The 11,689-nt window shown below is 57.5% G+C and carries 9 protein-coding genes and 2 pseudogenes; 1 reads left to right on the top strand and 10 read right to left on the bottom strand.

Features of this window, described 5'->3' with window-relative positions; translation table 11 throughout:
• Positions 1-752: pseudogene (locus EN964_RS11045) on the bottom strand (transposase); the annotation flags it as partial.
• A gap of 701 nt (positions 753-1,453) precedes the next feature.
• On the opposite strand from EN964_RS11045, the gene EN964_RS11040 reads away from it, so the two are divergent.
• Entirely contained in the window at positions 1,454-2,371 is a 918-nt protein-coding gene (locus tag EN964_RS11040) for a LysR family transcriptional regulator (protein ID WP_127276353.1), read from the top strand.
• Between the two features lie 48 nt (positions 2,372-2,419).
• On the opposite strand, the gene EN964_RS11035 is transcribed toward EN964_RS11040, so the two are convergent.
• The 9 genes and pseudogenes from EN964_RS11035 to EN964_RS10995 all read right to left on the bottom strand — a co-directional run.
• Positions 2,420-3,223, bottom strand: a complete 804-nt coding sequence (locus EN964_RS11035; RefSeq protein WP_063169395.1) for a TIM barrel protein — start codon at positions 3,221-3,223, stop codon at positions 2,420-2,422.
• 164 nt (positions 3,224-3,387) lie between these two features.
• A complete protein-coding gene (locus EN964_RS11030; RefSeq protein ID WP_051695606.1) occupies positions 3,388-4,449 on the bottom strand; it encodes a LacI family DNA-binding transcriptional regulator in 1,062 nt (353 codons plus the stop codon).
• 275 nt (positions 4,450-4,724) lie between these two features.
• On the bottom strand, positions 4,725-6,011 hold the full coding sequence (locus tag EN964_RS11025) for a dicarboxylate/amino acid:cation symporter (RefSeq protein ID WP_063169396.1): 1,287 nt from the start codon (positions 6,009-6,011) through the stop codon (positions 4,725-4,727).
• A gap of 389 nt (positions 6,012-6,400) precedes the next feature.
• Positions 6,401-7,162 (bottom strand): sulfotransferase domain-containing protein, encoded by a 762-nt coding sequence (locus tag EN964_RS11020; RefSeq protein WP_127266955.1) that lies wholly within the window; start codon positions 7,160-7,162, stop codon positions 6,401-6,403.
• A gap of 283 nt (positions 7,163-7,445) precedes the next feature.
• Positions 7,446-8,234: an ABC transporter permease gene (locus EN964_RS11015; RefSeq protein ID WP_063169398.1), complete on the bottom strand. Its 789-nt coding sequence runs from the start codon at positions 8,232-8,234 to the stop codon at positions 7,446-7,448.
• Positions 8,235-8,237: 3 nt separating this feature from the next.
• Positions 8,238-9,152 (bottom strand): nodulation factor ABC transporter ATP-binding protein NodI, encoded by a 915-nt coding sequence (nodI, locus tag EN964_RS11010; RefSeq protein ID WP_024505873.1) that lies wholly within the window; start codon positions 9,150-9,152, stop codon positions 8,238-8,240.
• 261 nt (positions 9,153-9,413) lie between these two features.
• Entirely contained in the window at positions 9,414-10,739 is a 1,326-nt protein-coding gene (gene nodC / locus EN964_RS11005) for a chitooligosaccharide synthase NodC (RefSeq protein ID WP_063169399.1), read from the bottom strand.
• A 15-nt stretch (positions 10,740-10,754) separates the two neighbouring features.
• Positions 10,755-11,414 (bottom strand): chitooligosaccharide deacetylase NodB, encoded by a 660-nt coding sequence (nodB, locus tag EN964_RS11000; protein ID WP_063169400.1) that lies wholly within the window; start codon positions 11,412-11,414, stop codon positions 10,755-10,757.
• A pseudogene (locus EN964_RS10995) lies at positions 11,411-11,689 on the bottom strand (acyltransferase); the annotation flags it as partial. The gene nodB and the pseudogene EN964_RS10995, both read right to left, overlap by 4 nt.

The following is an 11,689-nucleotide window of genomic DNA, read 5'->3' as shown; positions in this document are numbered from 1 at the left end:
CTTGGGTTCAACCCGAGATAGGTCACGAGCTTCTGCGGATCGTCGAAGCGCGACACGTCGCCGATCGCCGCCCTTCATCGCCAGCGCGACGGTGATGTCGACGCCGGGAATGGTCATCAGCCGCTTCACGCCTTCATCCTCGAGAGCCGAGCGGACAAGATCGCGTTCGATGACCTGGAGGTCTTCGCCCAATCGGTCGAACTCGCGCAGATGCCCATCGATCGCGAGGCGCTCGTCCTGCGGTACGACCTGCTCGATTAACCAGGTCCGACCCTTGGCGCCGCACAGGTCAGCATGCGGGCAGGACGGATCAGGTGGCTATGAAGGATCGACTGGATGACGCTCTTCAATCGAGATCTCTGTCGGACAATCTGATTGCGCCGTGTCACCTGTCGACGCAGAGCCTGCGTCGGCTCGTCCGCAATCCAGACTTCTGGCAAGAAGCCGCTGGCATAGAGCTGCGCAAGAACGTCGGCGTCGATCGTCGTTTTGATCTTGGCATAGGCAACGATAAACACCTGTTTCGGCTTGGCGATCCCCACCTTCTTCACATGCGGCGCAACCACAGCTGCAGCGGACGTCGCGTTGCCGGTGGCCTCGATCACCCCGACATCGTTCGGCGACAGCTTCGCGGCGAACGCCGCCAGCAGATCGCGCCGCATGTCGACGCGGCCGAGTCGCCTGAGCCTGCCCTCCTCCCATGCCACTGCTTCGGCGAAGGCGCGGTGAATATCCAGTCCGATGATAAGCATGCCCGTTCCTCCTTCTTGGCTCGGTCAAAGACGGGAGCTGGCGGGCAACACGACATCTACTGATCCGCGCTCGCAGCGCATCCGGGAAAGTCGCGAGGGGCGGCCATGTAACGAGCTCGGGCTCTCAGCCCACGGTCTATTGACGGCCTGCCTGCACCTTTGTGCTCCCGGTGCCCCACGTCCCGGATGGGCTCACCATAAGGGCGTTCCAAAACAAGAACAGCAGGACGAGAAGGCACCACAGATCACATACCGGATAGCGGCAAGGCCAAGCGCTTCGTTCAGATAGGCTTGCGCCAATGGGCTTAGGCCGAGCCTACAACAGCTCTCAAAAACGCTGCCGGACTGCTGCATTGGCTCGCCGATACAATTGGCACAGGCCTCACGGCAGCTTAGGATCAAACCGCCCATCAGTCGCCTCGGACTGGAAAGGTGCACCCTATTAGGTTCCACGCCTAGCTAGGTCGGGGCCGCCGAAGACGCTGGTTGATAGACCGGCGCCATCGGCCCGGCGTTTCAAACTGCCAATCTCTGACCTGCACAGTACGAACGATTGCTCGCTTCGGCAGATCACGCGGCTCATATGTCGGACCTTAACGTCATCCATCATAAACTTTTTGCGACAAAAGATTGCAAGAATGCTAAATTGTTAAAGTCGTTTGTTTCGGTTAAAGGCATCCATCCCATGGATGGCTGATGACATGCGTTTCAAAGGACTTGATCTAAATCTCCTCGTTGTGCTCGACGCACTCCTGACGGAGCGTAATCTCTCGGCGGCGGCACGCAGGATTAACCTGAGTCAGCCCGCCATGAGTGCGGCCGTCGCCCGACTGCGCGATTATTTCCGCGATGAACTGTTTACGATAAGAGGTCGCGAAAGATTTCTAACCCCGCGTGCGGCAGCATTTGCCCCCGCAGTTCGCGACGCTCTCCAGCACATCCAGTGCTCGATTATTTCTTCGGATCCGTTTGACCCAGCTCGAGCCGATCGCCGCTTCAGGATCATTCTTTCCGATTTCGTCACGCTCGTGTTTTTCGAAAAGCTTGTGGAGCGTATTTCACGGGAAGCCCCCGCCGTCAGCTTCGAACTGCTGCCTGTCGACGATAGCCCCGATGAGCTTCTCCGGCGCGGTGACGTCGATTTTCTAATTCTACCGGATATGTTCACGTCGAGTGTGCATTCAAGCGTTGCGCTGTTTGACGAGAAGCTCGTGTGCGTAGGCTGTCCCACAAACAAGCAGCTGCCACAGCAGCTTACATTCGAGAGATACATGTCGATGAGGCACGTCGCGGTCAGGTTCGGGCGTACGATGAAGCCGTCTATCGAGGAATGGTTTTTGCTTGAGCATGGCCTTAAGAGACGTGTCGAGGTCGCCGTGCAGGGCTTCAGCATGATTCCACCTATGGTGTCCGGCACAGCTCGTATAGCGACCATGCCCTTACGGCTGGTCAGGCATTTCGAAAAAACGTTCCCCCTGCGGGTTATCGAACTTCCGCTGCCATTTCCCACATTCACCGAGACCCTCCAATGGCCGGCCCTCCACAATAGCGATCCGGCAAGCATCTGGATGCGGGAGATAATGATACAGGAGGCATCTCGGATGGCTGCCCCGCTGTGAACCCACGGAAAATTCAGGCGCACCTATAGTCACTACTCCTGTCACCATCTACTTTGACGACAATAGCCCTCGCCGGATAAAGTCGATGCTGGCGGCAAGTGCGCCTGCGAGATCGTCCAGAGAATGGACTTCCTCGACCAGCTCGAATGAGAAAGGTCCCGCGTAGCCGCCATCCAGCAGCGCCTGAATCTGGCTGCCATTGTCGGAACCTGCAAGAAAGCGATCGGGGTAAATCCAGAAGGTCGGGTCGTTTACGCTTGAAATGTGCACCAGGCCGGTAAGCTCGCAGAACAGGCATGTCTCCCCGGCCAGGGTGTGGTGGAACGTGTCGTGCACGAGGCGAAAGACGGACTGGCCATCAACCGCGGCAACGGCCTCGGCCGCTTCCTTCTTTGATCGAAGCGAGCAGGTTCGGAAACCCAGCGGCTCGATGAGACCGATCAGACCCCGCGACTGGAGGATTGGCTTGATCTCGTTTAGAGCGAAACGAAGATTGTCCTGGCGCTCGCTATTGGTGGGCCACGAGCTGCGGTTGGCCGGCACCAACACGAGCGTCTCCGCCCCGCACGCCGTCGCATAATCGGCGAGGTTGCTTGCCTCGGCCTGACGCGTTGGAGTCCAGTCGTTGAACCGCTGCAAGGCGTTGACAGAGATGATCGTGACGCCCGCTTCGGTAGCGGCCAACCGAACGTCCGCAGCCGGAATGCCGCGTGCGACAGGATTGCTGAAATGAGGGTAACGGATTTGGACGTCGGTCAGGCCTTGGTCACGGGCAAGCGCGAAAAGCGCACTGACGTCAAGGCGGGGCGCCGCCATGTGATCGAGTGCAAAGCGGGGCGATACCTGGCGCATTGCTTGACTTTCCTTCCATGAAGCGCGGCTGCCATTTCGGCATCCGGCTTCTTTCAAGACGGAACCACGCCGGTTCACAGATCGGACAGAGACGGCCGAGTCAATCGAGCTTTCCTTTCATCGGTGAAAGGAAAATGGGCGCTCATGATAGAAATCCATCAAGGTCAAATATTTTCCGGAAGATAAATGTCGAACGGCAGAAATGTCTGCCCCGGGCTCTCCGCGACGCCGGCTTTGATGGCCCGCTCCATTGCCATTATCAGCTCCTGGCAAAGTCGGCGCATTGGCGTGCCGACCGCCATCGTCAAGATGTCATCCGCAAGCGCCCCACGTGACTGCGGCGTCATTTCACTCACGATCGCGACGAGATCCTGACCGCTCCCCTCTTCTCGGAGCGCGGAAATTGCCCCCTCTATCCCCCCGCCGGCCATATAGAAGCCGACGAGCTCTGGTTCCCGCTGCATAAGATCCAGCAATTTTTCGTAAGTGAGCTGCCGTTCATCAAGGTTCACGAGCGCATCAAGCACCTCGAATTTTGGCGCGTTCTCACGAAAATACGCACGAAAGGCCGTTTCCCGCGTCGCATGCGCCTGGAAGCGATGGCTTCCGACAAACACCGCCACCTTGCCGGGCCGTTTTGCGGCCTTGGAAAACACCCAAGCGGCAGTCCGTCCGACCTTGCTGTTGTTGAGGCCGATGTAGCCCTCGCGCACGCCATCGGCGAAGTCGGATAGCAGCGAAAATACCGGGATACCTTTCGCCTTGAGCTCCTCGACTGATGCTGTGATTTTCGGGTGATCGGCCGCCACCATGGCGATCGCCTGGCAGCGGCTCCCAAGGTCCTTAAGAAGCGGGAGCAGGTCACGCGGCAAATGTGACTGCGCGAACTCGATGATCGGAAGGCCGTGGAAGGATTTAGCCATACTGACCGACTCTTCGATCTTGCGAGCGAAATCTTGGTAGAAATCGTGGGTAGGTTTTCTCAAGATGAAGCCCAGCTTGTAGTGCGGCAGGTGCTGCTGCAAGCGCTGTTTGATGAGACCGGCAGCATGATAGCCGATCGCGTGCGCGGCCGCATGGACCCGCTGGGCGGTCTCCTCTCGCACCGGAAGGCGGACGTTCAGAACCCGATCGACTGTTGCTACGCTGACTCCGGCTTCGCGGGCGAGATCGGCTATTGTGACGCGCTTTCCCCTAGCGATTCTGATCGGCCGGTCCTCCATCATCCGGTGCGCTCCCGCGACGGCTTGGGGCGGCAAGCTGAAATAGTTCCCCCACCCCGCGGATAGCGCATTCGACGAACAGCGCTCCATGCGCACCCAGATGAGTCTCCGTGAACCGTTCGTTTGCTTAGGGGCTTCATGGTGTTGTATTACTCACTGCGTTAGTACTCTATTTCCAGCGCTCTTTGGAGGCTGGCAATTCGACTGTTGTGTCAAGGCCGCTACTTACACGTCGCGCTGTTGCGATCTTGCTTGCGGGGAGCCAGTTTGATGTAACCCTAACCGCGGAAAGCGGTTTCCATCCGTGACTGGTCCAATTCGCCTTCCCAGCGAGCGACAACGAGCGATGCCACCGCATTACCGACTAAATTCGTCAGCGCGCGGCATTCCGACATGAAGCGGTCCACGCCAAGAATTAGAGCCATTCCGGCAACGGGAACACTCGGCACGACAGAGAGAGTAGCGGCCAATGTGATGAAGCCGGCGCCGGTGACGCCTGCCGCACCCTTCGAGGAAAGCATCGCAATTAGCAGCAGGAGGATCTGATCGGCAATTGACAAATCTGTGTTCGTCGCCTGGGCGATGAAGAGGGCGGCGATCGTCATGTAGATATTGGTACCGTCCAGATTGAATGAGTATCCAGTAGGGATGACGAGACTTACGACCGAACGGGCGGCGCCGGCCTTCTCCATCTTCTCCATTAGCGAGGGCAGCGCGGCCTCCGAGGAGGACGTTGCCAGGACAAGCAGCAGCTCGTCCTTGATGTAGCGGACGAGAGAAAAGATCGAGAAGCCGTTGTAGCGGCAGACCGCGCCGAGAACCCCGAACACGAAGAGGAAGGCGGTAAGATAGAACGTCGCGACCAGTATCGCGAGGTTGGCCACCGAACCGATTCCGTATTTGCCGATCGTAAAGGCCATTGCGCCGAAGGCGCCGATGGGTGCAGCCTTCATCAGAATGCCGACGAGCTTAAAAATGGGGGCGGTAAGCGCCTGGAGAAAGGTAACGACCGGCCTGCTCGTCTCTCCGGTCATCGCCAAAGCAATGCCGAACAGGACCGAGAAGAACAGGACTTGCAGGATGTCGCCTTCCGCGAAGGCACTGGCAATCGTTGACGGGATGATGTTCATCAGGAAGCTGGTCACGGACTGCTCGTGAGCCGTGGCCACATAGCCCTTAACGGCTTGGACATCGAGCGAGGCCGGATCGATGTTGAGGCCGGCGCCAGGTTGAACGATATTCGCGACAATCAGTCCGACAACGAGTGCAAGTGTCGAGAAGGTGAGGAAATAAACCATCGCCTTGGCGGCAACTCGGCCGACCTTCTGCAGATCGCTCATGCCGGCAATGCCGGTCGCAATTGTCAGGAAGATGACAGGTGCGATAATCATCTTGACGACTTTGATGAAGGCATCGCCGAGCGGCTTCAGGCTCTGGCCGGTTTCCGGATAGAGGTAGCCAATTGCGGCTCCCAGGACTATGGCGGCAAGCACCTGCACGTAGGTCCGGGCAAAATGGGGCTTGCGGGGCGCTGCGATCGCGCGGGGGACTCTTGGAACCAACACCGTTTCTCTCTCCCTGACCGGATCGGGGTGGGGGCTCCTCCTTCTCCCATGCTGCGCTCCGGTCGAGCGCTGCTGTCATCTCGGAGCAAGCGCCGTGCCAACTGGAGGCCTGTCCCGTCCAGCGAGATTGGTGCGGGTTGCGCACTGGAACCCTCCACCTTTGCCGGAATTTGCACTCAAGGCTCGCCAAAGATCGCGTCTGAAGAAGTGCTTCGCCAGAGAGGGAATTGACCAGGTCGCCTTGCGGCCGTGTCTTTGATGTCTGCCGCAGATCGACTGCCGGCCGATATCTCTGTCGTCTTGGTGACTTTGGTTTGTCAGTTTTGCGACGGAATGCGCGCAAACTGCAGGATATCCTACACGCCCATCAGAGCACGCGGTACAAGCGATTAAGCGTAGGAGCGCATTGAATCTCCGAGGTCAAAAAATCTTGAATAAGGTCCCCGTGCGAAGTGAATCCGCAACTCGTCAAAGTTCTCCACCGTTTGATCCAGCGGTCGCGTTTCCTGGCGCTGCAGGATGGCGTTATCTGATGGCTCAAGCGCTGGAACGCCCAGGAAATCCCAAACCGCTCCCAGGCATTGGGCAGGTTCGTGAAGTAGGCTCTCGTATTCCATTACAAGCAGGTTGGTCGACGTGAAGGAGTCCATAACGCGAGCGTGAAAATCGTCGGCGGCTTTGAAATAAGCCTCACAGTCGGCGATTGACAACCTGACGCTCGGTGGCCGAGCGGTATCGTTGTCCCAGCTGAACTTCAGCCAGTGACCGCTTTCCCTGGCCTGCACAAAGGATCGGAGCGATTCCAATACGTTTCGGCGAACAACAAGGATGACCTTGAGTGCTGGCCAACGAGCCAGTTCCGCAAAGAATGCGGGACGCTCGCGAAACTGAGGTTCATTGATCTTGCATCCAAGATGCGTCACATTCTTGTAGTCGCGCATAGGGCAGCGCACATAGGCAAGCTCAAGAAGCTCGCGATCCGTGCCTAGCAGGCGATCAGTGCTGGGCCAATTGGGATCATATTCGTTTAGCAACTCACCGTTACTCAAAACGGTCGGATGCTCGTTTAGCAATTCTTCTAAATAGTGTGTTCCGGTCCTTGGCATAGCAAGGATCACAAAAGGCTCAGGAGTTGCTTCGTTGTGGGTCATTGCATGTGTATCCAACTAAATAATGGCCGCGACGGTCTGTGGACGCGCACAAGAAGCTTGGCTGCTATCGATTGAACGCTCCGGGTGGGTCCGCGCCTCACCATCCAGCCTGTTCTTCGAGGTGTGGTCGCGAAGCTGGGCGGGTGCCTGCAGCGGCTGGGTGGCGCCCGGCTTCGGCGTTGTACCACTCGCGATTCCTAGCATACGCATGCCTCCGGGCCGCTGTGGGCAGTTTGCATCCGGCATTGCGGACCTCCTTCTGGTTAATGGGTGTAAGCAAGCGTCAACGCATTAGTCGTCGATGAAACAGTCCAGCCGACAGAAAAAAAGGCAATACAGCGAACATGCAAAGTGCGCCTATATGCAGCCCTACATTGTCGCCCAGGCGGCCGAGCATCACCGGACGGATTAGCTCGATAGAATTCGCCAGGGGCGAGAAGGCCGCAATCTGCTGAAACACTCCTGGCAATTGGCCGACTGGAAAAACCGCGCCCGAAAGGAACAGCATGGGTGTGATGACAAGCGTCTGATAGAAAATAAAATAGTGATAACTGGGCGCGAGCGCGATGACGAGCATGGCCAGGCTCGCAAAGGCGAATCCGGTGAGAGCGACGACCGGTAGCACGTAGAGAACCGACGTCCACGCGGCATAACCTAGCGCGGCCGCAACAATCGCAATTGTCGTACCGGCCAGAAAAGCCTTTGTGGCTGCCCAGGTCAATTCACCGAGAACGATGTCGCCGAGGGTAAGTTGTGTGTGCAGGATTGCTTCCCAAGTGCCCTGATCGCGCATTCGACCGAAAACCGCGTAAATTGTTTCGAAGGTTGATGCTGTCATCGCGCTCGTCGCAACCATGCCGGCTGCCAGAAAGGCGATGTAGGATGCACCTTCGATGCGGCCTACCAACAGTCCAAGGCCAGTGCCGAGCCCGAAAAGGTAAATCATCGGATCAGCAAGGGTGCCGAGCATTGAAGCAAATGCCACCTTCTTCCATGCCAGATGATTGCGGCGCCACACCGCCATCCAGTTCCAGGCGTTGGCGGGTAGAGCGGCCGCAAAACGTTCACCCATTGCTCACTTCTCCATCTCACGTCCGGTTAACCGCAAGAAAACGTCCTCCAGACTGGGTGGACGCTCTAGAATACGCAGACCCGCTCGACCGCGAAGCTGGATGCGCACATCCTCCGGCTCAGGCGCATAGCAAAAGAGCGTCTCGCCGCTTACCTCGACACGCTGAACGTACGGTCTGATCAGCGAAATCAGCTCCTGTGGATTACCGCCGAAGATCTCGATCACGTTGCACCCAATGTACTCGTCGATCAGCGCATGAGGACTGCCCTCGGCGATCTTGCGTCCCCGCTCGAGAACACACAGCCGATCACAAAGCCGCTCAGCCTCTTCCATGAAATGGGTGGTCAAAATGATCGTTTTTCCGCTCGCCAGCAGGAAACGAAGTCGCTCCCAGATCAGATGGCGGGCATGCGGGTCGAGGCCGGTCGTGGGCTCATCCATCACAAGCAACTGGGGGTCGTTGATCAGAGCACGTGCCAGCGTCAGGCGCCGCTTCATCCCGCCGGATAGCAGGCCGACACGTGAATCCGCCTTGCTCTCAAGGCGAGCGAACTCGAGCAGCCGTGGGATGACGGCGTTGATCTCTCTTGTACTCATGCCGAAGTAGCGCCCGAACACCAACAGGTTCTCACGTACCGTAAATTCCAGGTCGAGATTGTCGAACTGCGGGACCACGCCTATGCCCTTGCGGGCCAAGCGGCTGCGTGCCGGCACTGGTAGACCGAGGACTGTTATATCACCCGCGTCAGGCCGGGTCATACCGAGGAGCATACGCGCAATCGTGCTCTTGCCTGCGCCGTTAGGCCCCAGCAGACCGAAGCACTCTCCCGATGCAACGGTGAAGGACAGCCCGTCCACAACGAGCTTGTTTCCGAATAATTTGGTTACGCCGGTAAGGTCGATTGCTACATTGGACATGCGTCTATCTCAAGCGGAATGAGTCCGATTGGCCACCGGCAGCTTACTTGCGAATTCTGGTTCAGAGCAGGCCACCGCCTTGAGATGACACCTTTGGAAAGTCGCGGCCGGAGCGACGTGTGTATCGCTTCCGCCAAAGAATAACGTCAAGATGCCACGTGTCGCTTCCACATAGTCCCCGTTCTGATCATAGGTAACTCGACAAGCTTCACCCCGTGTCGACTGACACAACTTACTCGGTCACTCGGCGCTGCAAGGCCGTCAGACTTCACTAGCTGTGAGCGAAAGATCTGCAGTATGAAGTGACTCCGCAATTCCAGAATTGCCCGCAGCATTTGCTCCGCCAAGCGGCATCGCGCTTGTGATTTCCTTTGTGCTGCTGTTGGGCAGGGGAACACTTTTACGCGACAGCCAATCGCTATTGCTCAATGTACACAGGGCGTAAGCCTTCAAGGGGATCAACAGGAATATCCTGATTAACGCGTGCATTGAATAGCCGATGAATCGAAGCTGCCGAGTGCGGAAAGATAACACCGTAGATCTGATTATGGTCATCGTGACAATAGCCAGCACCGTCCACCAATTTACTGTATGTGAAAATAGTAACTCACCGAGCGCCGTTACTACCGCGATGCCGAGCAACAATGGGCCGAGATTCTCTCCCATCACATCCAAAGTTAGATAGCGATCCAGGCCACGCAGTAGACCTCGCGCAAGCATCGTGTCCCGGAAAGTGCTTCGTGCCCAGCGGAGTTGTTGGCGCAAATAAGGTCCCATCTTGTCCGGAACGACTGTCGCCGCGACGGCACCTGGAACGTACTCGGTTCGAAAGCCTGCTTTCAGCATGAGGATCGTAAGATGACGGTCTTCACCGAAGTCGCTTGGTTTCCCCCTGAACAGCTGCGTCTCGTATTGATCCAGCAGAGAAAGGAGACAAGACCGGCGGTACATTGCACATGGGCCGCAGCAGCACATGACCGCACCAAAGCGACCTTGCGCCGCGCGCTCCTCATTGCAAGCCAGCCAGTATTCCATATCGATCAATCGGGTCAACCAAGTGTCGCTGCGGTTGTATGCCGTCAGCTGGCCCATGGCCGCTCCGACCATGGAATCCCGCATTTTTACTGCAAGCTTCGTGATGACGTCGGACGCAAGTGTCGTGTCAGAGTCGACGCTGAGCACGAAATCTCCAGATGAGCGGCGGATGGCGGCGATCTGCGCCTTGCGTTTGCCAACATTTTCGCGGAGCAGAATGAAATTGAATCTCGGGTCGCCCTCGTAGGCGTGATGTACCGGGATGACGGCATTACGATTTCCAGAACCGTCGTCAACCAGATAGACCTGAAATGTTCCGGAGTAATCTTGATTTGCAATGGAAGCTAAACACGCCGCGAGTGTGCGCGGGTCCTCATTGTAGCAGGGGATAATGACATCCACGCTCGGCCAACGGTCGGATCCGAACAAGCTTTCCGACGGCGGCGTAACATTTTCCGGTTGGGAGTAGACCGCTTGCATGCCTCTGTAAACAGTCGAGAGCACCGCATAAGACGAAACGGCAACAGTACTGGCTGTGGTGAGAAGGTCCATAGGATCTCTGTTTGTTCAGGGATGTTGAGGAAGTGATCGGATTACAAATCCGCGGCCGTGCAATTCTGGAATTAGGCGTGACAACGCTGTCACCGTCTGGTCGCGCAGACTGGCTTGATTGCCTGGTTGCAATTCGTCGGGAGCGCACCCGTCGTGCAACAGCACGATTGCGCCCGGCCGGATATCGGCGAGCACTCTGTCGACGATGGCGTCAACGCCGGGGCGAGACCAGTCGCGTGGATCAATGGACCAATGGACGGGCGCCAATGCCTCACCCGCTAATGCAGCGATTACTTCTTCGGTCCAGATGCCATAGGGTGCACGAAAGTACCGAACCATGGCCTGCGGGCAAGCCATCCCTATGACTCTGTTTGCCTCAACTATCTGGCAGTCGACTTCGACGGACCCGCATTTAGCTAGGTCCGGATGAGTCATCGTGTGGTTGGCTATACCGTGGCCGTCTGTAATAATTCGGCGAACGAGTTCCGGCTCGTCGGCCGCGTAGGCCCCAACAACGAAGAAGGTCGCCGGCACCTGATGTTGCGCCAGCACATTGAGTATCTGCGGTGTGAAAAATGAATTGGGACCGTCGTCAAACGTCAGATAGACGCTGCGCTCTGCAATGCGATCGGCATTGTCACTCTGCCCTTCGCATATGTAGTCCAGAGGCTTCATAGTTCCGGACCGTTCCGGTCGATCAGGGTACCAGACGGCCACTCGTCCATCGAGCGTCCGATCGGCGAAACCAACACGAGTACGTCTTCCAGGCGCGTGGGCGGCAGGTCGGGATGCACATCTGGACGGGTCGACCGTACGCGAACGCCCGACACAATGTTCGCGAGGCCGGCTCTGCAGAATCTTTCGACATGGTTTCGCAGCGCGTGCCGAACCGTGCCGAAAGCGAATGGAACACCCAACTGATGGAGCACTGGGTACGCCACGCGCATCGA

The organism is Mesorhizobium sp. M7A.F.Ca.CA.001.10.2.1, from assembly GCF_003998575.1.
In the GTDB taxonomy this organism is placed as follows: Bacteria; Pseudomonadota; Alphaproteobacteria; order Rhizobiales; family Rhizobiaceae; genus Mesorhizobium.
This window is presented reverse-complemented; position numbering and strand designations above follow the sequence as displayed.

Bases quoted from the DNA above. Each gene is read 5' to 3' on its own strand.
- EN964_RS11040 (WP_127276353.1), top strand. From the start codon at position 1,454: ATGCGTTTCAAAGGACTTGATCTAAATCTCCTCGTTGTGCTCGACGCA.
- EN964_RS11035 (WP_063169395.1), bottom strand. From the start codon at position 3,223: ATGCGCCAGGTATCGCCCCGCTTTGCACTCGATCACATGGCGGCGCCC.
- EN964_RS11030 (WP_051695606.1), bottom strand. From the start codon at position 4,449: ATGATGGAGGACCGGCCGATCAGAATCGCTAGGGGAAAGCGCGTCACA.
- EN964_RS11020 (WP_127266955.1), bottom strand. From the start codon at position 7,162: ATGACCCACAACGAAGCAACTCCTGAGCCTTTTGTGATCCTTGCTATG.
- EN964_RS11015 (WP_063169398.1), bottom strand. From the start codon at position 8,234: ATGGGTGAACGTTTTGCGGCCGCTCTACCCGCCAACGCCTGGAACTGG.
- nodI (WP_024505873.1), bottom strand. From the start codon at position 9,152: ATGTCCAATGTAGCAATCGACCTTACCGGCGTAACCAAATTATTCGGA.
- nodC (WP_063169399.1), bottom strand. From the start codon at position 10,739: ATGGACCTTCTCACCACAGCCAGTACTGTTGCCGTTTCGTCTTATGCG.
- nodB (WP_063169400.1), bottom strand. From the start codon at position 11,414: ATGAAGCCTCTGGACTACATATGCGAAGGGCAGAGTGACAATGCCGAT.